This is a genomic window from Caulobacter sp. CCUG 60055 (assembly GCF_022750545.1).
Classification (GTDB): domain Bacteria; phylum Pseudomonadota; class Alphaproteobacteria; order Caulobacterales; family Caulobacteraceae; genus PUIC01.
Map to the genome: position 1 here is coordinate 1 of NZ_PUIC01000009.1, position 26,243 is coordinate 26,243.

The 26,243-nt window shown below is 70.6% G+C and carries 23 protein-coding genes; 12 read left to right on the plus strand and 11 right to left on the minus strand.

All coding sequences use genetic code 11. From position 1 onward, the window contains the following. Positions 1-310 precede the first annotated feature (310 nt). The 3 genes from C5708_RS13395 (at position 311) to C5708_RS13405 (ending at position 2,916) form a co-directional block, all read left to right on the plus strand. The gene (locus C5708_RS13395; protein ID WP_242921877.1) at positions 311-1,075 is read left to right on the plus strand and encodes a hypothetical protein; all 765 of its coding nucleotides are present in this window, start codon (positions 311-313) and stop codon (positions 1,073-1,075) included. Further along, positions 1,068-1,643 carry a DUF1190 domain-containing protein gene (locus tag C5708_RS13400; RefSeq protein WP_242921878.1) on the plus strand — a complete coding sequence of 192 codons (576 nt, stop codon included), beginning with the start codon at positions 1,068-1,070 and terminating at the stop codon, positions 1,641-1,643. The genes C5708_RS13395 and C5708_RS13400 overlap by 8 nt, the downstream gene beginning before the upstream one ends. A gap of 67 nt (positions 1,644-1,710) precedes the next feature. Continuing rightward, positions 1,711-2,916 (plus strand): glutathionylspermidine synthase family protein, encoded by a 1,206-nt coding sequence (locus tag C5708_RS13405; protein ID WP_242921879.1) that lies wholly within the window; start codon positions 1,711-1,713, stop codon positions 2,914-2,916. 18 nt (positions 2,917-2,934) lie between these two features. Here the strand turns inward: C5708_RS13405 and lepB are convergent, their stop codons facing one another. After that, positions 2,935-3,750 carry a signal peptidase I gene (gene lepB, locus C5708_RS13410; RefSeq protein WP_242921880.1) on the minus strand — a complete coding sequence of 272 codons (816 nt, stop codon included), beginning with the start codon at positions 3,748-3,750 and terminating at the stop codon, positions 2,935-2,937. Between the two features lie 223 nt (positions 3,751-3,973). Continuing rightward, entirely contained in the window at positions 3,974-4,171 is a 198-nt protein-coding gene (locus tag C5708_RS13415) for a hypothetical protein (RefSeq protein WP_242921882.1), read from the minus strand. Between the two features lie 196 nt (positions 4,172-4,367). Between C5708_RS13415 and C5708_RS13420 the strand changes: the two genes are divergently transcribed. The 3 genes from C5708_RS13420 (at position 4,368) to C5708_RS13430 (ending at position 7,442) form a co-directional block, all read left to right on the plus strand. Next, positions 4,368-4,952, plus strand: coding sequence for a DUF1353 domain-containing protein (locus C5708_RS13420; RefSeq protein ID WP_242921884.1), 585 nt, complete (start codon positions 4,368-4,370; stop codon positions 4,950-4,952). 110 nt (positions 4,953-5,062) lie between these two features. Next, positions 5,063-6,919, plus strand: a complete 1,857-nt coding sequence (locus tag C5708_RS13425) for a PBP1A family penicillin-binding protein (RefSeq protein ID WP_242921885.1) — start codon at positions 5,063-5,065, stop codon at positions 6,917-6,919. A 103-nt stretch (positions 6,920-7,022) separates the two neighbouring features. Further along, positions 7,023-7,442 (plus strand): YciI family protein, encoded by a 420-nt coding sequence (locus C5708_RS13430; protein WP_242921887.1) that lies wholly within the window; start codon positions 7,023-7,025, stop codon positions 7,440-7,442. A gap of 36 nt (positions 7,443-7,478) precedes the next feature. Here the strand turns inward: C5708_RS13430 and C5708_RS13435 are convergent, their stop codons facing one another. After that, on the minus strand, positions 7,479-8,513 hold the full coding sequence (locus C5708_RS13435) for an aldo/keto reductase (RefSeq protein ID WP_242921889.1): 1,035 nt from the start codon (positions 8,511-8,513) through the stop codon (positions 7,479-7,481). A gap of 13 nt (positions 8,514-8,526) precedes the next feature. Further along, positions 8,527-9,702, minus strand: coding sequence for an MFS transporter (locus tag C5708_RS13440; protein WP_242921891.1), 1,176 nt, complete (start codon positions 9,700-9,702; stop codon positions 8,527-8,529). A 95-nt stretch (positions 9,703-9,797) separates the two neighbouring features. On the opposite strand from C5708_RS13440, the gene C5708_RS13445 reads away from it, so the two are divergent. From C5708_RS13445 to C5708_RS13460, 4 genes are all read left to right on the plus strand, one after another. Then, complete coding sequence (locus C5708_RS13445; RefSeq protein ID WP_242921893.1) at positions 9,798-10,724, plus strand: LysR family transcriptional regulator; 927 nt, start codon at positions 9,798-9,800, stop codon at positions 10,722-10,724. A gap of 162 nt (positions 10,725-10,886) precedes the next feature. Continuing rightward, the gene (locus C5708_RS13450) at positions 10,887-11,288 is read left to right on the plus strand and encodes a helix-turn-helix transcriptional regulator (RefSeq protein WP_242921895.1); all 402 of its coding nucleotides are present in this window, start codon (positions 10,887-10,889) and stop codon (positions 11,286-11,288) included. Then, positions 11,266-12,012 carry an autoinducer binding domain-containing protein gene (locus C5708_RS13455; protein ID WP_242921896.1) on the plus strand — a complete coding sequence of 249 codons (747 nt, stop codon included), beginning with the start codon at positions 11,266-11,268 and terminating at the stop codon, positions 12,010-12,012. The genes C5708_RS13450 and C5708_RS13455 overlap by 23 nt, the downstream gene beginning before the upstream one ends. A 101-nt stretch (positions 12,013-12,113) precedes the next feature. Beyond that, positions 12,114-12,932 carry an acyl-homoserine-lactone synthase gene (locus C5708_RS13460; protein ID WP_242921898.1) on the plus strand — a complete coding sequence of 273 codons (819 nt, stop codon included), beginning with the start codon at positions 12,114-12,116 and terminating at the stop codon, positions 12,930-12,932. A gap of 9 nt (positions 12,933-12,941) precedes the next feature. Here the strand turns inward: C5708_RS13460 and C5708_RS13465 are convergent, their stop codons facing one another. The 4 genes from C5708_RS13465 to C5708_RS13480 form a co-directional block, all read right to left on the minus strand. Further along, entirely contained in the window at positions 12,942-14,363 is a 1,422-nt protein-coding gene (locus tag C5708_RS13465) for a protein adenylyltransferase SelO (protein WP_242921900.1), read from the minus strand. A gap of 101 nt (positions 14,364-14,464) precedes the next feature. Further along, positions 14,465-17,572, minus strand: a complete 3,108-nt coding sequence (locus C5708_RS13470; RefSeq protein WP_242921902.1) for an efflux RND transporter permease subunit — start codon at positions 17,570-17,572, stop codon at positions 14,465-14,467. Then, positions 17,572-18,651, minus strand: a complete 1,080-nt coding sequence (locus C5708_RS13475) for an efflux RND transporter periplasmic adaptor subunit (protein WP_242921904.1) — start codon at positions 18,649-18,651, stop codon at positions 17,572-17,574. Before C5708_RS13475 ends, C5708_RS13470 begins: the two co-directional genes overlap by 1 nt. An 11-nt stretch (positions 18,652-18,662) precedes the next feature. After that, positions 18,663-20,141: a TolC family protein gene (locus C5708_RS13480; protein ID WP_242921906.1), complete on the minus strand. Its 1,479-nt coding sequence runs from the start codon at positions 20,139-20,141 to the stop codon at positions 18,663-18,665. 233 nt (positions 20,142-20,374) lie between these two features. Between C5708_RS13480 and C5708_RS13485 the strand changes: the two genes are divergently transcribed. After that, complete coding sequence (locus C5708_RS13485; protein ID WP_242921908.1) at positions 20,375-22,027, plus strand: HAMP domain-containing sensor histidine kinase; 1,653 nt, start codon at positions 20,375-20,377, stop codon at positions 22,025-22,027. Next, positions 22,027-22,710, plus strand: a complete 684-nt coding sequence (locus C5708_RS13490; RefSeq protein WP_242921910.1) for a response regulator transcription factor — start codon at positions 22,027-22,029, stop codon at positions 22,708-22,710. Before C5708_RS13485 ends, C5708_RS13490 begins: the two co-directional genes overlap by 1 nt. Before the next feature lie 21 nt (positions 22,711-22,731). Here C5708_RS13490 and C5708_RS13495 read toward each other — a convergent pair whose 3' ends face one another. From C5708_RS13495 to C5708_RS13505, 3 genes are read right to left on the minus strand one after another with little or no spacing between them, the layout of a single operon-like run. Next, on the minus strand, positions 22,732-23,715 hold the full coding sequence (locus C5708_RS13495; protein WP_242921912.1) for a type II secretion system F family protein: 984 nt from the start codon (positions 23,713-23,715) through the stop codon (positions 22,732-22,734). Positions 23,716-23,728: 13 nt separating this feature from the next. After that, complete coding sequence (locus tag C5708_RS13500; RefSeq protein ID WP_242922196.1) at positions 23,729-24,706, minus strand: type II secretion system F family protein; 978 nt, start codon at positions 24,704-24,706, stop codon at positions 23,729-23,731. A 14-nt stretch (positions 24,707-24,720) separates the two neighbouring features. Further along, a complete protein-coding gene (locus C5708_RS13505; protein WP_242921914.1) occupies positions 24,721-26,241 on the minus strand; it encodes a CpaF family protein in 1,521 nt (506 codons plus the stop codon). Between the last annotated feature and the right edge of the window lie 2 nt (positions 26,242-26,243).

Here is a 26,243-nt window from a genome sequence, read left to right on the forward strand (position 1 = left end):
AGGCCGTCCACACCAACACATTTAATTCCGCGCCGGCGACGATCAAGAGCCCGCCCGGCGCCGTCCCGGCCGACCGCTTCGCGGGCGTGCGGCGGGAATGCTTGCGCCAAAAGAAAAAGCCGCCGGAATCGAAGTCCAGGTTGGCGCCGCTCCCTGGCATGCACAAATATGTCCGTGGTATTGCACCGGCGGATCGGACCTCGTCGGGGCCGCATCGCAGAAGCCGCCCATCCCAATCGGAAAGGCCAAGACTATGTGGGGTTTTGTTCGCGCGCTCGCCGGAGCCCACGGCAAGAAGGTGATTCAAGAGGTGACCGACGCCATCGTCGCCACCGATCCGACCACCGCGTCCGCCGCGCAACTCGAAGTGATGGAGCGCGACCTCGACAAGGTGGGCCGCGAGCTGGCCAAGTTCCGCGCCGAAGCCGCGCGCGAGCAGTCCGAGGCCGACGCCGTCCAGTCCCGTTTCGCGCGCATGCGCGCGGCCGGCGACCAGTTGCTGGCCCGCTACAACGCCGAGACCGACCCGGCCAAGAAGGCCGACCTGGAAAAGAGCCTCAACGGCCTGCTGACCACCCTGGAAGAGGTCAAGCACGAGCTGGACCAGGAAGCGCAGGAGGCCGTCGACGCCAACAAGCTGGTGGCCGAGACCGAGGCCATCTACCAGGAGAAGGCGACGGCCCTGCGCGAGGCCAAGACCTCGCTGAGCAAGGCGGCGCGCGAGCTGGAGCGGGCCAAGACCGCCCAGGAGCACGCCAACATGCAGGCCGAGCGCGCCGCGCAGATCGCCGGCCTGCGCGACAACGAGGTGGGCGGGCTGAACGCCGCCCTGACCGCCATGACCCGCAAGGCCGAGGAGGCCCGCGGCGACGCCGAGGCCAAGCGCCTGAAGGCCGCCGTCCTGACCAAGGCCGACCACGGCAGCATGGACGACCCCAACGTGCTGGAGGCGCTGGCCTCGGTGCAGGGAACCTCGCCCAGCCTGCCGTTCGCCGATCGCCTGGCCGCCCTCGGCGGTCCTAAGCCGGCGCCCGCCCCCCTGCAGATCGAGCACAAAGACGGTCCCGGTGCGTAAAAGCAAAGCGATCCCGCTGGTCCTGACCACCTCCGTCAGCGCCTGGGCGCTGGCGGCCTGTTCGGACCCGGCCCCCAAGAACCAGAACGTCGCCGCCCAGCCGCCCAAGGTCTACAAGACCCTGGCCGAGTGCAAGGCCGACTCCGGCAACGACCCGGCCGCCTGCGACCGGGCGTTCTCGGGCGCCGTCCAGGCCCAGGCCGCCACCGCACCGCACTACACCGCCAAGGCGCAGTGCGAGGCCGAGTTCGGCAGCGGCAACTGCGAGTCGCGGACCAACAGCGAGGGCGGCAGCTTCTTCATGCCGGCCATGATGGGCTTCATGGTCGGGCAGATGCTGGCCAACCGCGGCGGCGGCTCCTACGCCGGTCAGCCGGTCTACATCAACCGCGGCGGCGAGATGTTCTCGGGCGGCCGGCCGCTGCCGACCGCGGTTCCGGTCGGCGGGGCCTCCACCGGCGCCTATGCTCCGGCCCGCTCGACCAGCTCGACCTCCAGCTACAACTCGACGGTCTCCCGCGGCGGCTTCGGCGCGACGGCCTCGCGCATGGGCGGCTGCTGCGGCTGACATCTCCCTTTGGTCCGGCCCGCCCCTTTCGGGGCGGCCTTCCCGCCTTTTCAAGGATCGCGTCCCTATGCGCCGCATCAAGATCGCCCCGCGTGACGGCTGGCAGGCCAAGGCCGAGGCGCTCGGCTTCACCTGGCACACCATCGACGGCCAGACCTACTGGGACGAGAGCGCCTATTGGCGTTTCACCTCCGACGAGGTCGACCACCTGGAGGCGGTGACCAACGAGGGCTATCAGATGGCCCTGGAGGCCATCGGCCACGTCATCGAGAACCGGCACCTGCCCCTGTTCGGCTATGACGAGGACACCGCCGCCCTGATCGAGAAGAGCTGGGAGGAGAGCGACGCGCTTCCCCACCTCTATGGCCGGTTCGACCTCGCCTATGACGGGACCCAGGCCAGGATCCTGGAGTTCAACGCCGACACGCCGACCTCGCTCTACGAGGCCAGCGTCGTGCAATGGTACTGGCTCGAAGACCAGAAGATCGACGGCGCCGACCAGTTCAATTCGATCCACGACCGGCTCGTGCGGCGCATGAAGCAGATCGAGTTCGCCAACCGGGTGAAGGCCCAGGGCGGGGCCGGCTGGGACCCGACCGTGCACGTCACCTGCGTCACCCCGCACGAGGAGGACCAGGGCACGGTCGCCTATATGGAGATGTGCGCGCGCGAGGCCGGGGTGGCGGTGCAGTTCACGCCGCTGACCGACATCGGCTGGAAAGAGGAAAGCTACAACGGCGAGGTCCAGGACGGCTGGTTCGTCGATCTCGACGAGAAGCGCATCCACACCCTGTTCAAGCTGGTCCCGTGGGAGTGGCTGCTGGCCGACCCCTTCGGCCAGAAACTGCGCGACGAGGTGATGAACGACCGCCTGACGGTGATCGAGCCGGCGTGGAAGATGCTGGCGGCCAACAAGCGGCTGCTGGCGACGATGTGGGAGCTCAATCCCTACCACCCCAGCCTGCTGCCGACCTTCACCACCGCCGCCCCGCTGGCCGGCAAGGCCTATGTCCGCAAGCCGGTCTGGGGCCGCGAGGGCCAGAACGTCACCATCTTCGCCGCCGACGGCTCGGTGGCCGAGGAAGTCGGCGGCGCCTATGGCGACAACCAGTACGTCTATCAGGAAAAGGCGCAGCTGATGGAGGCCGACGGCAACTACGCGGTCATCGGCAGCTGGCTGATCGACGGCGAATCCGCCGGGATCGGCATCCGGGAATCGACCCACGTCATCACCGACAACATGGGCCGCTTCGTCCCGCACATGTTCGCCTGACCCTGGCGCCGGCGGGCGTCAGGACACGTTCCGGCCCAGCGGATGCAGCAGCCGGTCCCAGCGGATCGCCGTCCAGGGCCGCGCCAGGGACGCGTCTGCGTTCCAGGAGAACAGGATCAGGTCGGCCCGCCCGACCAGGTCGTCGAACGGCACGAAACCCATGCCCTCCTCGGGCGGCAGGTAGCGGTCGAGCTCGGCGTTCCAGGGGCAGCGCGCCTCGCCGGGCGCGACCTCGCCGGGATCGAAACGGCTGTCGAGCGAGTTGTCGCGGTTGTCGCCCATCATGAAATAGCAGCCGGCCGGCACGACATAGACGCCGGTGTTGCCGGCGGGCGTGCCCGGCCCGTAACTGTTGGTCAGATAGCTGCGGCCGTTCGGCAGGGTCTCCTTGAAGCGCGACACCCTGATGGTTTCACCGGACGGCCCCTCGGCGCGCAGGCTCGACACCGCCCGCCGCTCGACCGGCCGGCCGTTGAGCCGCAGCACGCCGCCGACCACCTGCAGCCGGTCGCCGGGCAGGCCGACCAGGCGCTTGATGATGTCGTTGCGGCCGTCGCTCGGGCGCTTGAAGACGACGATGTCGCCGCGATGGGGCTCGCGCCCCATCAGCCGCCCTTCGCCCAGCGGCGGGCTGAACGGCGCCGAGTGCCGGCTCCAGCCATAGGCGAACTTGGACACCAGCACGTAGTCGCCGACCAGCAGCGTCGGCTCCATCGATCCCGACGGAATGGTGAAGGGCTGACAGAGCACCACCCGGGGCACGAGGGCCAGGGTCAGGGCGAAGGCCATCGTCTTCACGAAACCGGCCAGTTCGCCGCCAAGCTTGGATCGCATCGGCTCCTCCCGCCGTCATCCTCTCGGCCATATTGCCCGAGGCCGGCGGCGACGCATGTTAAGGATCGGCAATCCAGGCGAGGGGGCCGGCCGCGCCCTCATCCGGCGTGGGCCTGCTCCAGCCTGGCGATGTCGAGCTTGCCCATCCGCATCGTAGCTGTCGCCACCCGGTTGGCCCGGGCCTGACCGCTGTCGATCCCAGCTTTCGCCGGCCGAACGGGCCCTAGCGCCGCCGCCAGTGGCGGAACAGGCGCTTGGCGCCCCATTGGACGGCCAGAGTCCACAATGCGATGGCGCAGACGCCGGCGGCGAAGCCGACCTCCGACAACTGGCCGCGCGGGATCAACACCGCGCCGCTGACGCTGGCGAACGCCAAAATAGCCGCGAAGGCCGCAGCCGCCACGAGATAGGACGCCCTCACGTTCGCTCCCCATCGGCGGCGCATTCTTCGCCGCTCCCAGGAACAACTGATCACGTACTGAGATGTCACACAAATGTCTTCGTGTCGCACCGTTGAAACATTAAACGACCAGGAATAGCTCTGTTTGGAATATAAACTTACAGTTGTGTAAATAGCCAGCCTCGCTAGACTGCCTCCTCGTATGGAGGGCCAGCTCATGCCGGGTCAGGCGTCGGGCCAGGGCGTCTATGAGGGCGTGCTCGAAATCGTCCCGCTGGACGACGGGCGCCGCGTCCGACTGGGCGGCGCCTTCACCTATGTCGACAAGGCCGGCCTGCGCTGGACGGCCCCGGCCGGCGCCGTCGTCGACGGGGCCTCGGTTCCCCAGGCGTCCTGGACATTGACCGACGGCCCGTTCGGGGGCCGCTACCGCAACGCCTGGGTGATCCACGACTGGTACTGCGACCGGCGCAGCCGCCCGTGGCGCGACGTCCACCGGATGTTCCATGAGGCGATGCTGGCCTCGGGGATCGAACCGATCCGCGCCAAGCTGATGTACGCGGCGGTCTATTGGGGCGGGCCGCGCTGGTCCGACGCCGGCGCCGCCCCGCCGCCGGCGGCCGGATCGCTGTTCAGGCCGGACCGCGCCTCCGCGTCGCAGGGCTCGCCGCGCCCCCCCGCCCGCTTCGCCTTCGACAGGCGCGACCTGGCCCAGCTTCAAGCCCTGATCGGCGGGCGCGATCCCGACCTCGCCCGCATCGACCGCCTGGTCGACGAAACCTTGCAACGGCGCGGCCGCTGACCGCGCCCGCGCGGATTACGTCGAATTATCTTTGCTGAAGCCGGCGAAGGCGACAGAAGGAGACTTCGACGGACCGCGCCTCCGACGGCCGTCGCCGCGGAGTCCTACGCTTGATCGCCCTGCTTGCTGCCGCATCCCTGTTCGCGCCGGCGCCCGAGCTGCCGCGCCTGCCGGAAATCCGTCGCGACCCCCAGATCACCTATGTCGACCGCTCCGGCGCCGTGCTCGGCGTGCGCGGCGGCCGCTACGCGCCGCCGACCGACCTGGCCAAGCTGCCGGCCTACGTGCCGGGCGCCTTCGTGGCCATCGAGGACCGCCGCTTCTATTCGCACACCGGTTTCGACGCCATGGGCATCGCCCGGGCCATCGTCGCCGACCTGGGCCAGGGCCATGCGGCGCAGGGCGCCTCGACCATCACCCAGCAGCTGGCGCGCAACCTGTTCCTCAGCGCCGACCGCACCGTCGAACGCAAGGCGATGGAGCTGGTCTACGCCGTCCAGCTGGAGCGCACCTACACCAAGAAGCAGATCCTGGCGCTCTATCTCAGCCGCACCTATTTCGGCGCCGGGGCCTACGGGATCGAGGCGGCCTCGCAGCGGTACTTCAACAAGCCGGCCGCCAAGCTCACCGTCCGCGAGGCGGCGACCCTGGCCGGCATCCTGAAGTCTCCCACCAACTACAATCCGGCCGAAGAGCCGGAACGGTCCGCCCAGCGCACAGCCCTGGTCCTCGACGCCATGGCCGAGACCGGCGTCATCACCCAGGCCCAGAAGGCCAAGGCCCTGGCCCAGCCGGCCAAGGTGTGGCGCGCCTCGCCCACCGCCCCCGCCCAGTACTTCATCGACTGGCTCGACGGCCAGACCCGCCAGATCGTCGGCCAGCCCAAGCAGGACCTCGTCGTCGAGACCACCCTCGACATGGCGGCCGAGACGGCCGCCGCCGAAGCCGCCAAGACCACGGTGGCCAAGCACGAGGCCCAGGGCGCGACCCAGGCCGCCGTGGTGGCGGTCGACGGCGCGGGCCGCATCCGCGCCATGGTCGGCGGCGTCGACTACGCCGCCAGCCCGTTCAACCGCGCCGTCGACGCCCACCGCCAGGCCGGTTCGGCCTGGAAGCCGTTCGTCTATCTGGCGGCGCTGGAGGCGGGGCGCACGCCCGACATGCCGGTGGTCGACGAGCCGGTCACCATCAACGGCTGGACGCCGCGCAACTACACCGAGGGCTATCTGGGCCAGATCACGCTCGAGCGCGCCCTCGCCCAGTCGATCAACACGGTGGCGGCGCGGCTGGCCGACGAGGTCGGGCGCGACGCCGTGGCCGGGGCCGCCAAGCGGATCGGCGTGGTCTCGCCGATCAACACCGACCCGGCCATGGCCCTCGGCACCACCCTGGTGACGCCGCTGGAGATGGCCCAGGCCTACGCCACCTTCTCCAACGGCGGCGTCCGGGCGCCGGCCTACGGGGTCGAGCGCATCCGCACCGGCGCCGGCGCCGTGGTCTATCAGCGCAAGGCCGCCCCGCCTGTCCAGGCGATCGCCAACCCGCCGCTCGGCGAACTGAACCGCATGCTGCGGACGGTCGTGGCCTCGGGCACCGGCGCCAAGGCGGCCATCCCCGGCTACGACATAGCCGGCAAGACCGGCACCACCTCGGACTACAAGGACGCCTGGTTCTGCGGCTTCACCGGCGGCCTGACCGCCGTGGTGTGGATGGGGCGCGACGACGCCGCCCCCATGCGCAAGATCACCGGCGGGGCGGCCCCGGCCGAGGCCTGGCGCGGCTTCATGACCGCGGCGGTCCGCAAGCTGCCGGTCTCCGCCATTCCGCCGGGACCGCCCCCGCCCGCGCCGCCTCCGCCGCCGGCCGACATGGCCCCTGCGCTCCAGCAGCCAGGCCAGCCGCCGGCCCAGCCCGCCCCGGCCCAACCGGCTCCTGCTCAACCGGCCGCCAGCCAGCCGCCGTTCTGAGGCCCGGCGAAAAAAGTTCGCAGCGGATGTCGGCTTGGCCGGCCCCGCCGCGTCCTGTGGCCGAGGACGGGAGCCCCCGTCGGTAAACCGAGGAGAGACGACCATGCGGTTCATGGTTCTGGTGAAGGCGACGGCCCATTCCGAAGCCGGCGAGATGCCGAGCGCGGCGCTCATCGAGGAGATGGGGCGGTTCAACGAGGAACTGGCGGCGGCGGGCATGCTGCTCGGCGCCGACGGCCTGCACCCCACCAGCAAGGCCACGCGGCTGACCTGGGCCGGCGGCCCGGCGATGATCACCGACGGGCCCTTCACGGAGACCAAGGAGCTGGTCTCCGGCTACTGGATGATCCAGGCCCCGTCGCTGGAGGCGGTGATCGAACAGTTCAAGCGCTGCCCGCCGCCGGGCGGCGACGGCGCGGGCGAGATCGAGATCCGCCCGCTGTTCGAGATGTCCGACTTCCCCGAGGACATCCTGCCGCCCGACGCCGCCGAGCGCCACAGAACCCTGCAAGAGCGTCTCTGAGCCGAAGGGGCGGCGCGCGCCTTCGGCCGCGCCGCCTCAGACCGGAGGCGGGTTCACCCGCTGGAAGCCGCCTTCCCGCCAGTACGGGAAATAGGGGTAGGCCGGCGTGACCGCGCTGGCCGCGTCCAGCCGGGCGACCTGATCGGCGGTCAGGGACCAGCCCGCCGCGTCCAGGTTCTGGCGAAGCTGGGCCTCGTCGCGGGCGCCCAGGATGACGCTGGCCACGGTCGGCCGCCCCAGCAGCCAGTTGATGGCGATCTGCGGGACGGCGCGCCCGGTCTCGGCGGCCAGGGCGTCGAGCACCTCGACCACGGCGAACAGCCGCTCGTCGTCCACCGGCGGGCCCATGTCGGCGGTGTCGTGCAGGCGGCTGACCTTCGGCGCCGGCTGGCCGCGCCGGATCTTGCCGGTCAGCCGGCCCCAGCCCAGCGGGCTCCAGATCAGGCCGCCGACCTTCTGGTCCTGGCCGAGCGGCATCAGCTCCCATTCGTAGTCGCGGCCGATCAGGGAGTAATACGCCTGGTGCGCCACGTAGCGGGGAAAGCCGTAGCGGTCGGCGGCGGCCAGCGACTTCATCAGCTGCCAGCCGCTGAAGTTCGAGGCGCCGACATAGCGGACCTTGCCGTCGCGCACGAGGACGTCCAGGGCCGCCAGCGTCTCCTCGACCGGCGTGGCGGCGTCGAAGGCGTGCAGTTGCAGAAGGTCGATGCGGTCGGTGCGCAGCCGGCGCAGCGCCGCCTCGACGCCGCGCACCAGGCGCAGGCGCGAGGCGCCGGCGTCGTTGGGCCCTTCGCCGGTCGGCAGGCCGATCTTGGTCGAGATCAGAGCCTCGTCGCGACGGCCCTGCAGCGCCTCGCCCAGGATCTCCTCCGAGGCGCCGTCGGAATAGACGTCGGCGGTGTCGAAGAGGTTGACCCCGGCCTCCAGGCAGACGGCGATCAGCCGGCGGGCCTCGTCGACGCCGGAATCGCCCCAGGCGCTGAACAGCGGCCCCTTGCCGCCGAACGTGCCGGCGCCGAAGCTCAGGACCGGGACCTTGAGCCCCGAGGCGCCGAGAGTTCTGTATTCCATGACAGGGTTCTCCTCAGTTGCAGAGTGCGGGTTGCGGGGCCGTGCGCCGCTCCAGGCGCAGGCTGAAGACGGCCAGGCCGAGGGCCGACAGCGGCACCAGGCTGGCGGCCAGCGGCACCGCCGCCAGGCCGGGGCCGTGGGCGATGACCGCCCCGCCGAGCCAGGCGCCGAAGGCGTTGCCGAGGTTGAAGGCGGCGATGTTCAGGCTGGAGGCCAGGCCCTGGCCCGCGCCGCCGGCCTGTTGCAGCAGGCGCACCTGCAGCGGGGCCACGGTGGCGAAGGCCGCCGCGCCGAGCAGGGCGGTGAAGACCACGGCCGAGATCTTGTTGTGGAAGGCGAAGGCCGAGACGCCCAGCACCACGGCCAGCAGCGCCAGGCTGCCCAGCAGGGCCGGCGACAGGCTGCGGTCGGCCCAGCGGCCGCCGCCGAGGTTGCCGGCCACCAGCCCCGCGCCGAACACCAGCAGGATCGGCGACACCGCCGACTTCGAGAAGCCGGCCAGCTCGGTCAGGATCGGCTGGATGTAGGTGAACACCGCGAAGACGCCGCCGAAACCCAGCACGGTCATGGCCAAGCCCAGCAGCACCTGCGGCCGCGCCAGCACCGCCAGCTCCTCGCGCAGCGGCGCGGGCTCGGCGGCGGCCTGGGCGCGGGGCACGAAGGCCGCCAGCACGGCGAAGGCGACGACGCCGATGGCCGCCACCGCCCAGAAGGTGGAGCGCCAGCCGAAGGCCAGGCCGAGCCAGGCACCGAACGGCACCCCGAGCAAGGTGGCCAGGGTCAGGCCGGTGAACATCACCGCGATGGCCGAGGCGCGCCGGTCGGGCGCCGCCAGGCTGGCGGCCACCAGCGAACCGACGCCGAAGAAGGTGCCGTGGGCCAGGGCGGTCAGCACCCGGGCCGCCATCAGGGCGCCGTAGGTCGGCGCGACGGCGCAGGCGATGTTGCCGAGGGTGAAGATGGCCATCAGCACCAGCAGCGTGGTCTTGCGCGGCAGGCGGCGGGTGGCCAGGGTCAGCAGCGGCGCGCCGGCGGTGACGCCCAGCGCATAGCCGGAGAGCAGCAGGCCGGTCGCCGGCAGCGACGCGCCCAGGTCGGCCGAGACCTGCAGGACCAGGCCCATGATGACGAATTCGGTGACGCCGATGCCGAAGGCGCCGACGGCGAGGGCGAGAAGGGCGACGGGCATGGAGCCTCCACGGAAACGGACCGGCTCCAGATGGCGACGACGCCTAGGATGAATTAGTATGCCTTAAGGACAGTCATATATGAGATGAATTCACAATGGCGCGGATGGACGTCAACCGGTCCGGCGAGATGGAGGTGTTCACGCGGGTGGTCGAGTACGGCGGCTTCACCCACGCCGCGCGCAGCCTGCGCATGACGCCCTCGGCGGTCAGCAAGCTGGTCAGCCGCCTGGAGGCCCGCCTGGGCGCGCGGTTGATCAACCGCTCGACGCGCAAGCTGCAGCTCACCGCCGAGGGCGAGGCGTTCCACGCCCGGGCCGTGCGCGTGCTGGCCGACATCGACGAGGCCGAGAGCATGGCCGCCGCCGGATCGGCGCCGCGGGGACGGATCCGGGTCAACGCCAACGTGTCGTTCGGCCTGCACCACCTGACGCCGTTGATTCCCGTCTTCCTGAAAAAGCATCCGCATATCTGCCTGGACCTGGTGCTGACCGACCAGGTGATCGACCTCTTGGACGAACGCACCGACGTGGCCATCCGCGTCGGCCCGATGCAGCCGTCGCAGCTGATGGCCCGCAAGCTCGGCGAGAGCCGGACGGCCGTGGTCGCCTCGCCGGACTATCTGGCCAGATGCGGCACGCCCCAGACCCTCGAGGACCTGCTCGCCCACAACCGCATCAGCTTCAACTTCGCCCGCATCTTCGACGAATGGCCCTTCCGCACGCCGGCCGGGCTCACCTCGGCCCCGGCCTGCGGCGACGTCAGCGTCGGCGACGGCGAGACGGCGCGCCGGCTGGCCCTGGCCGGTCACGGCCTGGCGCGGCTGGCGCTATTCCACATCGGGCCGGACATCGCCGCCGGCCGGCTGATTCCCGTGCTCGAGGCTTTCAATCCTGGGGATGTCGAGGAGATCAACGCGGTCTATCTCGGCCAGGGCGGCTACCTGCCGGCGCGGGTGCGGGCCTTCATTGATTTTCTTGCCGAAACCTTGCGAACGAAAGGTTTCATGCCGCCTTCGGCGTGAAATGCGACTCAACCTCAGCCCATTTTTTCGCTCAGGAGGAGAAAAGGTCTTTTCCCCGCGTCAATGCGTCATACACTCGCCAGTTGAACGGCATGGTAAATCGTTAGGCCGACGCCGACGGCGCACTTTGTAACGTGACCCAGTGACGTGAGAACCAAAACCATGATTGAACGATCCGAGCCAGACCCCATCGACATCGCCATCGGCGCCCGTATCCGACTGCGGCGGCGGGGCTTGGGCATGACGCAGGAAGTCCTCGCCCAGCACCTCGGCCTGACGTTCCAGCAGGTCCAGAAATATGAGAAGGGCGTGAACCGCGTTTCCGGATCCACCTTGGTGCGTGTCGCCCAGGCCCTGCGCATGCGGCCGGGCGTGCTGCTCGGCGACGACGACGTCGAGGCGGTCGAGGCCGTCGACTGGTCGAGCGTGGCCACGCCGGGGGCGGCCGAACTGATGTCGGCCTTCGCCGCGATAAAATCTCCTCGCGTTCGCTCGTCGGTTCTGGCTTTGGTCAAGGCGGCCACCGCCGCGACCGAGGACCATGACCGGACAGACGAGCCCTAAAGAAGCCGCCCTCGCATTCTTCAGCGCCGCCTCCACGGTCGAGACCCTGGAGGCGTTGCAGACAGCTTTCGCGTCCGTGGCCGGCGCGCATGGTTTTCAGCGCGGCGCCTGCGTCCATATCGCCACGCCGGGCGAGCCGGTGCAGCCCAAGGTGCTGTTCGGCTTCGGCGTCACGGCGTGGGCCGATCAGTACACGCGCGGCCGTTTGTCGCGCTACGACCCCGCCATCCAGGCGGTGTTCACCAACGTCCGTCCCGTCAGCTGGCGTGAGATCGAGGCCGGCGTGAAGTCGGCCGAGGGCCAGGCGGTGTTCGACGCCGCCCGCGCCGCCGGCGCCCGCGACGGCCTGATCGTGCCCGTACACGGACCGTTGGGCGAAGTGATGTCGGTCAGCCTCGTCAGCGAGGTCATCGACACCTTCGACGACCAGACCCGCAACACCATGCACGTGGCGGGCACCATCTTCGCCACGCGGGGCCTTTCCCTGCTTGAGATCGAGCGCGAGCGCACCGAGGGCCCGCAGCTGTCCCGGCGCGAGATCCAGTGCGTCTACTGGATCAACAAGGGCAAGACCGACTGGGAGATCGGCCGCATCCTCGGCATCGCCGAGGACACCGTCGCGTTCCACATCCAGAACGCCAAGAAGAAGCTGGGCGTGACCACCCGCGCCCAGTTGCCGAACCGCGCCTGGTATCTGGGCGTTCTGCTCGACGAGAACCCCTGAGCCGTCGCGGCGGCCCTACCTACACGTTCGTGTAGGTGACCGGGCCGGCGGCGGGGAGCAGGTTGCCGCTCCATTCGGCCCTCCCCGCCGACAGGTGCGCCATGATCCATATCGTCACCCACGCCAACCGCGACCTCTACGCGGACGAACTGCTCCAGGCCCATCGCCAGCGTCGCGAGGCCTTTGTCGAACAGCGGGGCTGGCCCCTCTCGGTGCGCGAGGACGGCGGCGAGTACGACGAGGGCGACGACGAGCGCGCGATCTATTTCCTGGCCATCGACAAGGCCGGACAGGTCGAGGCCAGCATGCGCGCCCGCCCCACCGACGACTTCTGCGTGGTGGCCGACGTCTTCCCGCATTTCCTCGCCGACGGCCCGGCCTCGGCCAAGGCCCCGGACGTCTGGGAGATCGCCCGCTGGGTCGCCGTCGGCCGCACGCGAGGCCCCGAAGGCTTCAATCGCCGGGGCGAACTGCGTCTGGCCGTCATCGAGCAGGCCCTGGCCTGCGGCGTGCGCAAGATCGTCGGCATGACCGACCTCTACCTGCTGGGCCCGGCCATGCGTTCGGGCTGGCGGGTCAAGCCGATCGGCATCCCCGCCGACTACGGCCAGGGCCAGGGCGTCGCGGTCGAGGTCGAGGTGTCCGAAGGCGCCGTGGTCGAGCTGCGCGAGCGCCTGGCGCTCGACCGCTCGCCCCGCCTCCACATCCAGCCCGGCCATCCGCTGCAGGCGCTGCCGAAACCCGAGATCGAAGCGTTCGCCGAGACCTACGACCAATCCGCGTCCGACATCTCGCACTTCCTGCGCACGGTGGTCCGCCGCGTCGCCGAGATCGAGACCGCCGAGGGCGAGGAGGCCGCCGTGCGCCTGCTCGCCGACGCGCTCGACATCGTCCGCGCGTCCAGCCGCCTCGATGCGTGAGGCCGCCGGCTAGGGCGCCCCCCAGCCCTGGCCGGCGGTCCGGATCGCCGCGATCTTGGCCGTGAACGGTCGCCAGTCGTCCTCGTCGGCGATCGCCGACCAGATCGCCTCGATCTCGTCGTAGAGCAGCTCCTCGGGCTCGGCCCTGGCGAAGTACGGGTGGGCCAGCCGTTCCGGCCGCGCGGGCGCCCGCTCGGCCAGCAGCGCGCGGAACGCAACGAACGCCTCGCCGGCGTAGAGCCTCGCCCGCGGACCGGACATCGCGCGCGCCTCCGACGCCGCGCCGCCGAACCAGTCGAAGAAAAACGGCTCCCAGCGCAGCGTCTCGCCGCCGGCGGCCAGGGCGCGGAAAGCGGCGTTGACCAGCGCGACATCTTCCTCCGCCCCGCCCTGGGCCAGCCCCAGCCGGTCGAGCATCGCCCCCCGCAACGCGTCGCGATAGGCCGGGCCGAAGCCGTTCAGGGCCGCCGCCAGCGCCCCCTCGTCGGCGACCAGGGTGAGGCAGCCGGCCAGCTGCTGCAGGTTCCAGAACACCGCCTCCGGCTGGCGGCCGAAACTGTAGAGGCCGGTCTGGTCGAAATAGGCGGCGACGAAGTTGGGATCGTTGCGGGGCAGGAACCGATAGGGCCCGTAGTCGAAGCTCTCGCCGGTGATGTTCATGTTGTCGGTGTTGAGCACGCCGTGCACGAACCCGGCCGCCATCCAGCGCGCCGCCAGCCGCGCCGCCCGCTCGACCACCGCCGCCAGCAGGGCCGACGGCAGGTCCTCCGCGCCGTCCAGCTCGGGATAATAGTTCTCGACCACATGCTCGACGAGGCGGCCGATCAGGTCGGCCCGCTCGAAATAGGCGTGGCGCTGGAAGGAGCCGAAGCGGATGTGGCTCCACGACAGCCGCGTCAGCACGGCCGAGCGGGTCGGGCTCGGCTCGTCGTTGCGGGCCAGGGCCTCGCCGGTCTCGATCAGCGAGAACGAGCGCGAGGTCGGAACGCCCAGCGCCTCCAGCATCTCGGTGGCCAGCACCTCGCGCACGCCGCCCTTCAGCGTCAGCCGGCCGTCGCCCTGACGGGAGAAGGGCGTCTGGCCCGACCCCTTCGTGCCGAGATCGAGCAGGCGCCCGCCGGGGCTTTCGCGCAGCTGGGCGAACAGAAAGCCCCGGCCGTCGCCGAGGTCGGGGTTGTAGACCCTGAACTGATGGCCGTGATAGCGCATCGCCAGCGGCCCGGGCTGGTTGCCGGGCAACGGCTCGAAGCGGGCGAAGGCCGCCCGCCACTCGGCGTCGGTCAGGCCCTCCAGCCCCACCGCCGCGGCGGCTCGGTCGTTGCGGAAGCGAATGTCGGCCCTGGGGAAATCGGCCGGCGCGACCGGGTCGGAAAAGTCCGGCCCCAGAGCCATGAAGCGCGGATCGGGCCGATAGGAGGGGGAGACGGGCATGCCTTCCCTTCTAGAGCTTCATCGGCGCCCGTCGAGCGGATTTGGCCGGGGGCCCCAGGCCAGCCCCGTCGAGACGGGACCGGCCTGGAACGATCCTGGACCTACAGGCGGTCGACCGGAGCGGCCTGGACCGGCTCCTCGCGCGGGGTGACCCAGCGCGCCAGCTTGGGCGCCAGCCAGCGTTCGACGTCGTCGATGATCTCGTAGACCACCGGCACCAGCACCAGCGACAGCACCGTCGAGGTGATCAGGCCGCCGATCACCGCCACCGCCATCGGCTGGCGGAACTCCGAGCCCTTGCCGATGCCGAGCGCCGTGGGCAGCATGCCCGCCATCATCGCCAGGCTGGTCATCACGATCGGCCGCGCCCGCTCGCGGCAGGCCTCGATGATCGCCTCGCGCTGGGTCAAGCCGGCGCGCTCGCGCTCGATGGCGTACTCGACCAGCAGGATCGAGTTCTTGGCCGCCAGCCCCATCAGCATCAGGAAGCCGATCATCGACGGGATCGACAGCGACATGCCGCCGACCAGCAGGCCGGCGAAGGCGCCGCCGATGGCCAGCGGCAGGGCCGACATGATCGTCACCGGCTTGAAGAAGCTGCGGAACAGCAGGACCATGACGCCGTAGACTAGCCCCACCGCCGCCAGCAGGGCGGCGGCGAAGCCGCCGAACAGTTCGGCCATCGCCTCCTGGTCGCCCGCCTGGGCCTGGGTGACGCCGGCCGGCAGGTTCTGCATGATCGGCAGCTTGTTGATCTCCTGCGCCGCCTCGCCGAGCTGGGCGCCGTGGCTCAGGTCCGACTCGATCGTCAGCTGCCGCTTGCGGCCGAAACGGTCGATCTTGGCCGGCCCGGCCTGGAACTCCACGTCGGCGACGCTGGACAGCGGCGTGGTCCCGCCCCCGGCGATGGGAACCTGCAGGGCCTTGATCGCCTCAAGGTCGGTGCGGGCGCTCTCGGGCAGACGCGCCCGGATGGGGATGCGCCGCTCGCCCTGGGTCATCTTGGCGACATTGGCGTCGATGTCGCCCACCGTGGCCACCCGGGCGATGGAGGCGATGTCGGCCGAGCTGACGCCCCGGCGCGAGGCCTCGTCGGACTTGGGCCGGATGACGATCTCCGGGCCGCTGGGCGGCGCCGACGGACGCGGGTCGGCGATCGTCTTCAGGGTGCGCATCTGGCGCTCCAGCTCCAGGGCGGCCCGTTCCAGGGCCACGCCGTCGTTGCTGGTCAGGATGGTCTGCACGTCCGAGGCGCCGAAGTCGCCGAGCAGGTTGACCCGCGCGTCCGGAATGGCGTGCAGCCTGTCGCGCATCTTCTGCTTGATCTGGGTGACCGTCAGGTGGCGCTTGTCCTTCAGCACCACGGTGACCGTGCCGTCGGTCAGGTCGCTGCCGCCCGCGCCGCCGCCCGGTCCGCTCGCCGCCACGGTCGAGCCGATCTGGACGAAGACGTGCTCGGTCTCCGGCTCCTTGGCGAACAGCTCGGTGATGGCGCGGGCGGTGCGGTCCATGTCGGCCACGGTCGAGCCGGGCGGCCCCTGCACCTTGATATAGTAATAGTTGTTGTTGGCCGGGGGCTGGAACCCGGTCGGCAGGAAGACGGCCAGCGACACCGAGCCGATGAAGATGACCCCGCCGATGACGCAGGCGACGATGCGGTGGTCGAGCGCCCAGTCCAGCGTGTTGCGGTAGAAGCCCTTGAACACCTTGCGCGGGTGCGGATGGCGGGCGGGCTTGAGGAAGTAGGCGGCGAGCAGCGGCGTCAGCAGGCGGGCCACCACCAGCGAAAACAGCACCGCCATGGCGACGGTCAGGCCGAACTCCTTGAAGAACTGGCCCGCCACCCCCGGCATGAACGACACCGGCGTGAACACCAGCACGATGGTGAAGGTGGTCGCCACCACGGCCAGGCCGATGGAATCGGCGCCCTCCATGGCCGCGCGGTAGGGCCTGGCCCCGGCCGCCACCCGTTTTTCGATGTTCTCGATCTCGACGATGGCGTCGTCGACCAGGATGCCGATGACCAGGGTCAGGGCCAGCAGGGTGACGACGTTGAGCGAGAAGCCCATGACCGCCATAAAGGCGAAGGTCGGGATGAGCGACACGGGCATGGCGATGGCGGTGATCGCCGTCGCCCGCCATTCCTTCAGGAACAGCAACACCACCAGCGCCGCCAGCACCATGCCCTCTAAAAGGGTGTGCTCGGTGGCGGCGAAGCTGGCGCGGGTGTCGTCCACCGTCGAGAAGATCTTGGTGAACTTCACCTGGGGATTGTTGGTCTCCAGCGTCTTCAGCGCGACCCGGACCCGGTCCTCGACCTGGACGTCGCTAGACTGCTTGGTCTTCATCACTTGGAAGGCGACCACCGGCTGGTTGTCCAGCCGGGCGAAGCCCCGCTCCTCGGCCTGGCCGTCGCCGATCTGGGCCACGTCGATCAGCTTGACGAAGCGGCCGCCCGTGGTGGGGATGCTGAGGTCGCGCAGCCGGCTGATGGTGTCGGCGGCGCCGAGCACGCGCAGGGTCTGTTCGCGGTCGCCGATCCGCACCCGTCCGCCGGGCGCGTCGATGCTGAAGCCGGCCAGGGCGTTGTTGAGCTGGGGCGCGGTCAACCCCACCGCCGCCATGCGGTCGGGGTCGATGATGATGTTGACCTCGCGGTTGACGCCGCCGACGCGGGCCACCTGGGCCACGCCCTTCTGGCCCTGCAACGCGCGGGTCACCGTGTCGTCGATGAACCATGACAGGTCGGCGTTGGACATCTGCGGCGCCGAGACCGCGTAGGTCAGGATCGGCGCGGAATCGATCTCCAGCCGCTGCACCACCGGCGGGTCGATCTCGCGCGGCAGCTGGGCGCGGGCCTGGTCGACCTTGGAGCGCACCTCGTCGGTGACCTTCTGCAGGTCTTCGCCGATCTCGAACTCGACGGTGGTGACCGAGGCGCCCTGGGTCACCGTAGAGCGCAGGGTCTTGACGTTGGAGATGCCGGCGATCGCGTCCTCGACCGGCCGGGTGATCTGGGTCTCCATCTCGCCCGGCGCGGCCCCGCTCTGCGTCACCGTCACCAGCACGGCCGGGAACGAGACATTGGGGAACTGCTTGACCGGAAGGGCGGCGTAGGCCGCCAGCCCGGCGATCACCAGGGCGATGAACAGCACCGCGACCGGGATCGGGTTCCTGATCGCCCAGGCGGATACGCGAAGCTCGGCCATCAGCGGGCGCTCGCGCTAGGGGCGGCCGCGGCCGGCGCTTCCTGCGGCTTGACCACGTCGCCTTCCAGCGCGAAGGACGCCGCGCCCAGCAGGATGCGCGATCCGGCCGGCGGGCCGTCCAGCAGTTCGACGAAGCCGCCGCCGCGTTGGCCGGTCTTGACCGGGGTCTGCCGCACGCGGTTGTCGGGCCCGACGATCACCACAGAGGCGCCGTTGGCGTCATAGCGAACGGCCTTCTCCGGCGCGACGAGCACCGGCCGGCTGAGGTCGGTGAACGAGGCGCGGCCGAATCCGCCCGGCCGCAGGTCGTCGCGCACCGGCAGGCGGATGCGCACCTTGCCGAGCTTGGTCTGCGCGTCGACGGTAGGGTCGATCAGGCGCACTGTCCCCTCGATCGTCTGGCCGCCGGGCAAGGTCACCTTGGCCGCGTCGCCGACATGGATGCGGAACAGGTCGTTTTCGGCGACCTGGGCCTCCAGTTCGACCAGGCTGTCGCGGGCGATGCGGAACATCGGCGTCGTGCCGCCCCCCGCCACGTCGCCGGGCCGGGCATTGCGCTCCAGCACCAGGCCGCCCACCGGCGCGGTGATGGTCATGCGGCTCTCGCGGGTCTTCAGCTCGGCCAGGGCCGCGGCCTGGGCCTTGGCCTGGAAGCGGCGGGTCTCGATCTGCTCCTGCGACAGCACGCCCTGGCCGTCGAGGCCGACCACGCGCTTGGCCTGGTCCTCGGACTGGGCGGTCTGGGCCGCCTGCTGGGCGATCTGGGCGCGCAGCAGGGTGTCGTCGAGCTGGACCAGCGGCTGGCCGGCGCGCACGCGCGCGCCCTGCTCGACCAGCACGCGGGCGATGCGATAGCCGCTCAGCTCCGAGCCGACCGCCGCCTCCTCGCGCGAGACCAGCACCCCGGACGCCTCGACCCCGCCGGTCAGCGGCCGCTGCTCGATGCGCACGACGGTGGCCGCGCGTGCGGCGGCGGCCGGCGCGGCCTTCTTGGCGGCGTCCTTGCCGCCGCATCCGGCCAGGCCGACGGCCAGGGCCAGCGCGGCCGTCGAGGCGATCAAGGCTTTCGTCTTGGTCATGCGGGGCGTTCTCATCGGGAGGATTTGGGAGCCGCGGGCGCGGCGGGCTGTTGGGCGAGGCCGGCCGGCGACCAGCCGCCGCCCAGCGCCTTGAAGGTCTGGACCGAGCGGCGCAGGGCCTGCACCTGGGCGCCGGTCAGGGCGGTGCGCGCGGCGCGCCACTGCTGTTCGGCCTGCAAGGCCGAGGTCAGGTCGGAAAGGCCGGCGCCGTATCCCTTGCGCGCCGCGTCGTAGGCGCTGCGGGCCTTGGCTTCGCCGGCGGTCAGCAGGCGCACGCCGTTCTCGTCCGCATTGAGGCCGACCAGGGCGTTCTCGGCCTCGGAATAGGCGGTCTGCACCGCCTTTTCGTAAGCGATCCCCGCCTGCTCGGCGCGGGCGTTCTGGGCGCGGACCTCGGCCAGGAGCTTGGGCAGGTCGAGCACGGGCACGGTGAGGCCGGCGCCCAGGGTCCAGTTCGAGGTGGTCGAATCCAGCCCGGGGATGACGCCGACGCCTGGGATGTTGCTGCCGGGCTGAACGTTGCGCGTCAGGCCGACGCCGGGCTTCAGGGTGAAGCTCGGGAACAGCGCGCGCTTGTCGTAGCTCAGCCTGCCGAGGGCGGATTCGAAACGGGTCTGGGCCTGGCGCACGTCCGGCCGGCGCGCCAGGAGGTCGCCGGGAACGGCGGCCGGCGGCGGCGGCGCGGTTCCAACCGCGGCTGCGGCCGGCAGGCTGTCGAGCGGGTCGGCGCCCCGGCCGACCAGAACCAGCAGCGTCCGGCGCGCGGCCTGGAGCTGGGCGGCGAGCGACGCGGCCTGGGCCTCGGACTGGGCGACGTCGGCCGCCGTGCGGTCGGCGTCAGACGACGGCGCGAGGCCCAGGCCGGCCTTCTTGGCGGCGACGTCGTGCAGCGCACGCTGGATGCGCAGGGTCTCGCGGGCGTCGTCGAGCTGGACGGCCAGGCCGCGCGCCTGGAACAGGCTGTCGGCGACGCTGGCGGCCAGGGCGGCGCGGCTGCTTTCATAGTCGAAGCGGGCGCCGGCGAGGTCGGCGTTGGCCGCCCGGCGGGCGGCGCGGAGCTTGCCCCACAGGTCGAGCTCCCAGCTGACGTTGAAGTTCAGCGTCTCGCTCTCGCTTTCGCCTAACCCGGAGACGAACCCGGTCTGGGCGCCGGAGACCTGGTCGGTGCGGGTCTTGGCGGCCGAGCCCTGGATGTCGCCCTGCGGCAGGGTGGCCCACAGGGCCTGGCGGCGCACGGCCTGGGCCTCGCGCAGCTTGGCGGCCGCCGTGCGGGCGTCGGGCGCCTCGGCCAAGGCCCGCTCGACCAGGCTCTCCAGCTGCGCGTCGCCGTACAGCGTCCACCAGCGGTCGAGCGCCTGGGCGGCGAGCGGCTGTCCCGCCGGCGCCTCATAGGCGGCGGGGGTGCGCAGGTCGGGCGCCGGCGGGGCCGCGCCCAGGGCGCAGGCGCCGAGGGGCGTAAGCATCAGGCCGCCGATCAGCAGACGTTTCATCAGTTCACCAGTACGAGCGGGATCGTCCCGCCTCGGGAAGGGCGCCGGGATGGATGGGGTGATCCCTGACGACTGCAAACACGTTTTCGTCGATGACAGCCGCCGTTCCCTCCCCATGAACACCCCATAGACCTCGGATGAATAATAGAAGACACGGAACAGCCGCCATCCTCGTCATGGGATTTTCATCGCTCGACCACGCCGACTTCATGCCACGGCGTCGAGACTGTAGCATGAGCGACACGCGCCACAGGGCGTCCGTCATCCACGCCGCCGCCATGCCCCCCTTTCGAAGATCCTTGCGCCTGAAATTCGCCGTCGTCGCCGTGGTCGGCTTCGTGCTCATCGCCCTGAGCGGGGCGGTCTATCTGCACGCCGCCCACGCCGCCCGCGACGCGGTCGACATGGTGCGCGAAACCCACCGCCTGACCGCGTCCTACACCCGGCTCTACTATCAATCCGCCGCCCTCGAGCAGGCCAACTGGCGGGTGGCCACCGGCGTCGGCCCCGAGGCCGAGCGCGACCGAGCCGAGGCCCTGAGCCGTTTCCGCATCAGCCTGGCCGAGACGGCGGTCCTGGCCAAGGCGGCCGGCGGCCGGCGGGCGGCGGCCAACGCCGTCATTCAGACCAGCGCCGAGAACAGCCTGGTGGTGTTCCACGACTATCCGCGGTTCTTCGCCGACCTGCCCAGGCTGCAGTCCGAGCGCGGCCCGGTCGGCATGGCCCACGCCGCCGACGCGTTCTTCGCGCCGCAAGAGCGGTTCAAGAAGCTGATCGAGACCGAGATCATCACCGGTGACCAGGCCATCCAGGCCGCCGCCGCCCGCGCCTCGACCCTGGCCCGGGCGGCCTCGACCACGGCGGCGGTGTCGGTGGTGGTGGGCTTCGTCCTGGCCCTACGCATCTTCACCCTGACCTTCTGGCGGCTGCGGCGGGGCCTGGAGCGGCTGGAGCGCGGCGCGCGCGACGTCGGCGCGGGCGACCTGTCGCGACGCATCTGCCTCGGCGGCGACGACGAGCTGGCCCGGCTGTCCGACGCCTTCGACAGCATGACCCGCGAGCTGGCCGAGAAGCAGGCGGCGCTGATCCGCGCCAAGACGGGGCTGGAGAGCGCCGTGGCCAACCGCACCGCCGAGCTGGAGGCCGCCAACGCCGCCCTCGCCGCCGAGGACGAGCGCCGGCGGCGCTTCCTGGCCGACGTCGGGCACGAGCTGCGCACGCCGCTGACCATCATCCGAGGCGAGGCCCAGGTGGCGCTGCGCGCCGTGGAGCGCGGCGAGGTCGACGCCGCCACGGCGTTCGGCCGCATTCTGGAGCAGACTCAGGGCATGGGCCGGCTGGTCGACGACCTGTTCCTGATCGCGCGCGCCGAGGCCGGCGGCCTGCCGCTCAGGCGCGAGCGCGTCGACCTGCAGGAGCTGGTCCAGCGCGTGGCGGCCGATTTCGACGCCCTGGCCGGGGAGAAGAGCGCCAGCATCGGCGTGGCGCCGGGCCTGGCGGCCGAGGTCGACGCCGACCCCGACCGGCTGCGGCAGATCGTGACCGCCCTGGTCGACAACGCCCTGCGCCACACCTGGCCGGGCGTGGCCATCACCCTGCGCGCCGGCGCCGACGAGGCCGAGGCCTGGATCGCGGTCGACGACGACGGCCCCGGCGTCCCGGCCGGCCTCGAAGGCGAGCTGTTCGCGCGCTTCCGCCGCGGCGAGACCCGCGGCGACGGTTCGGGCCTGGGCCTGTCGGTGGTCCGCGCCCTCATTGAAGCCCAGGGCGGAACCGCCAGCCTGGAGAACCGCCCCGACGGCGGCGCCCGGGCCCTGATCCGCCTGCCCCGCCGCGCCAAGGCGCATCCCGCCGACGCCAACACCAACGCCTCCGAGGCCGCCTGATGTCCATCCTCCTGGTCGAAGACGACCTGCGCGTCGCCGACTTCCTGATCCGCGGGCTCGAAGCCGAAGGGCACAGCGTCGCCCACGCCAAGGACGGCCCGGAAGGCTACGCGCGGGCGACCAGCGAGAACTTCGACGTCCTCGTCCTCGACGTCATGCTGCCCGGCTTCTCGGGCAAGGAGCTGTGCCGCAAGCTGCGCCTGCGCGGCCTGGCCACGCCGATCCTGATGCTGACCGCGATGGACGCCACCGAGGACAAGATCGACGGGCTGCGTGGCGGCGCCGACGACTATCTGACCAAGCCCTTCGATTTCGACGAGCTGCTGGCGCGGGTCGAGGCGCTGGCCCGGCGCGGGCGCGGCTTCGACGCCGGACCGCCGCCCCGGGTGGTGATCGGCGAGGTCTCGCTCGACCGCGACGCCATGGAGATCCGCAAGAGCGGCCGGGTGGTCGAACTGACCGCCAAGGAATACCAGCTGCTCGACCTGCTGATGAGCGCCCCCGGCAAGGTGATGAGCCGCACGCGCATCCTGAACAAGGTCTGGGGCTACGACAGCGACCCGCTGACCAACGTCGTCGACGTCTATATCCGCCGCATCCGCGCCAAGCTGGAGCTCGACCCCGAGGCCGGACTGATCCGCACCGTGCGCGGCTACGGCTACAAGATCGACGCGGGCGACTGATCCGACCGCGCCGGCGCAGATCTAGTGATGGAAGGCGTCCTGCACCTTCATCACCGCCGGTCCGAGGATGACGATGAACAGCACCGGCAGGAAGAACAGGATCATCGGCACGGTGAGCTTGGCCGGCAGGGCCGCCGCCTTCTTCTCGGCCGCCGACAGGCGCAGCTCGCGGTTCTCCTTGGCCATCACCCGCAACGCCGAACCCAGCGGCGTGCCATAGCGTTCGGCCTGGATCATCGCCGTGACCACGGACTTGACCCCCGGGTGGTTGGTCCGCCTGCCGAGGCCTTCGTAAGCCAGGCGGCGTTCGGGCAGGTAGGACAGCTCGGCGACCAGCAGGCCGAGCTCCTCGGCGAGTTCGATCGAGGAAGCTCCGACCTCGGCGCCGACTTTCTGAAGGGCGGCCTCGATCGACATGCCGGACTCGACGCAGATCAGCAGCAGGTCGAGCGCGTCCGGGAACGCCTCCATGATCGACTGGCGGCGCTTCTGGGCGGCGTTGGTGATGTAGACGTTGGGCGCGTAGTAGCCCAGCGTCAGGCCGGCGATCGAGAAAGCGAAACGGGTGAAGCCGGGCAAGCCGAAACCGTTGATCACGAACAGATAGAAGGCGATCAGCGCCGCGAACACGAACGGCGTGACAAAGCGGAAGAAATAGAAGGTGGTCACCGGCCGCGGCCCGCGAAACCCGGCCTGGGCCAGCTTGTCGACCACCTTCGGGTCCTCGAGCAGACGCGAGAGCTGCAGGCGCTCGACTACCCGCTTGTAGAGCCCCTCGTCGGCGTGGCGAAGGCCCGCGCCCGCCGAAGAGCCGCGCGCGGCCAAGGCCTCGCGCGAGCGCCGGCGAAGCTGCTCCTTGCGGTCGGCCACCGACTTCATCCGGCTCTCGAGGCCCGACCTGTTCAGCATCGGCCCGACGATAGTGACGATGGTGGCGAAGCAGATGGCGGCGACCACCACCGCCAGGATGTTGTCGGGGTTGGTCAAGATCTGGACGAGGTTCATGGCGAGGCCCCGGCTAGAACTTGAAATTGATCATCTTGCGCATGACCACGATGCCGACGGTCATCCACACGGCGGCGACCATCAGCATCAGATGGCCGCGATTGTCGGTGAACAGAGGCGCGATGTAGGTGGGCGCCACGGCCGAGATCAGCGCCATCACGCCCGGCGGCAGGCAGCCGATGATGAAGGCCGAGGCCGTGGCTTCCGCGGAAAGGGCCTTGATCTTCTCGCGCATGAGCTTGCGCGAACGCAGCACGGCCGACAGGTTGCCCAGCGCCTCGGCCAGGTTGCCGCCAGTCTTCTGCTGGATGTTGAGGACGATGGTGAAGAAGCGCAGCTCGGAGGTGGGCATGCGCTCGTACATCCGCTCCAGAGCCTGGTCGATAGTCATGCCCATGCCGACATTCTCGACCAGCCGCTTGAACTCGCCGCCCAGGGGCTCGGGACTTTCGACCGAGATGATGCGCAGGCAGTCATGCACCGGCAGGCCCGACTTGATGCCGCGCACGATGATGTCGATGGCGTCCGAGAAGGCCTCGGTGAATTTCTTGGTCCGCCGCTTGGCCAGGAATCCAACCACCCAGCGCGGCAGGCCGCCGCCTGCCGCGAAGGCCGCCCCGATCGCAATCAGCGGGTGGGCCCGCAGAACCAGGGCCGCGACCAGCACCAGCATGGCCAGCGCGGCGCTGGCGATCCAGAACTGGCGGACGGTGACGTCCAGCCCGGCCTGGCGCAGGCGCGCCTCCAGGGTCAGCGACACCTTGCGCTGCTGCTTCTCCTGTTCCTTCAGGGTGCGCAGGATCTGCTTGCGACGCGCCAGCGGATCATTGGCCGCCGGACGGCCGCGGCCCCCGGCGTCCCTGCGGGCGTTGTCTCCCGTCACCGACTGCGCCCGCTTGACGACCTTGTTCGAGCCGTCGCCACCGGCGAAGGCCAGGCCGACGCCGGCCACCATCACGAAAGCCAGGACGGCGACCAGGATGAGGGCCAGCGTCTGGTCCATGCCTATTCCGCCGCGTCGAGGGCTTCGGCCAGCTCACGCTCCAGGCCGTAATAGCGGGCGCGGTCCCAGAAGCGCGGGCGGGCGATGCCGGTCGAACGGTGGCGGCCGACCACCCCGCCCTGCGGGTCCTCGCCGGTGATGTCGTAAACGAACAGGTCCTGGGTGATGATCACCTCGCCCTCGAGGCCGAGAACCTCGGTGACGTGGGTGATCCGGCGCGAGCCGTCGCGCAGGCGGGCGGCCTGGATGATGATGTCGACCGAGCCGACGATCATCTCGCGGATGGTCTTGGACGGCAGGCCGTAGCCGCCCATGGTGATCATCGATTCCAGGCGGCTGATCGCCTCGCGCGGGCTATTGGCGTGCAAGGTGCCCATCGACCCGTCGTGGCCGGTGTTCATCGCCTGCAGGAGGTCGAACGCTTCGGAGCCGCGCACCTCGCCGACGATGATCCGCTCAGGGCGCATCCGCAGGCAGTTCTTGACCAGGTCGCGCATGGTGATCTGGCCCTGGCCTTCCAGGTTGGGCGGCCGGGTCTCCAGGCGCACCACGTGCGGCTGCTGCAGTTGCAGCTCGGCGGCGTCCTCGCAGGTGATCACCCGCTCGGTCGGGTCGATGAACGCCGTCATGGTGTTGAGCAGGGTGGTCTTGCCCGAACCGGTGCCGCCCGAGATCAGCACATTGCAGCGGCTGGCGCCGATCACGCCGAGAACCCGCGCTCCCTCCGGGCTGACCGAGCCGAACTCGACCAGGTTGCGCATGGTCAGCTTGTCCTTCTTGAACTTCCGGATGGTCAGGGTCGGACCGTCCAGAGCCAAGGGAGGGGCGATGACGTTGACGCGCGAACCGTCGGGCAGGCGCGCGTCGCAGATCGGCGAGCTTTCGTCGACGCGGCGGCCGACCTGGCTGACGATCCGCTGACAGATGTTCATCAGCTGGCCGTTGTCGCGGAAGCGGACATTGGTCAGCTGCACCTTGCCGCCGACTTCGATGAACACCCGGCCGGCGCCGTTGACCATGATGTCGGCGATGTCGTCGCGGGCCAGCAGGGGCTCCAGCGGGCCATAGCCGAGGACGTCGTTGATGATGTCCTGGACGAGGTGCTCCTGCTCGGCCACCGACATCGAGACGTTCTTGATCGCCACCAGTTCGGCGACGATGTCGCGGATCTCCTCGGCGGCGGTCTTGGCGTCGAGCTGGGCCAGCTGCGCCAGATCGATGGTGTTGATCAGCGCGTTGAAGATCGTCGTCTTGGTGGCGTGATAGTAGTCGCTCTGCTCACGAACGATCTGGGCCGGCGCGGCCGGCGGCGCGGCGGCGGCCTGGGCGGCTTTCAGCTGTTCGAAGGCGCTGGTCTGGCGCGGTCCGCCGCCCGGCTTGCCGGCGGCCGGCGTCGGCGCGGACGCGACGGCGGGATCGACGCGCTGGGGCCGCGTGGCGATGGCGACGCCGGCCGCCGCCGGCGGCGGCCGCTCGCCCCGCGCCGGCCCGGCCTCGCCATCCTGGGAGCGTCTTCCGAACACCG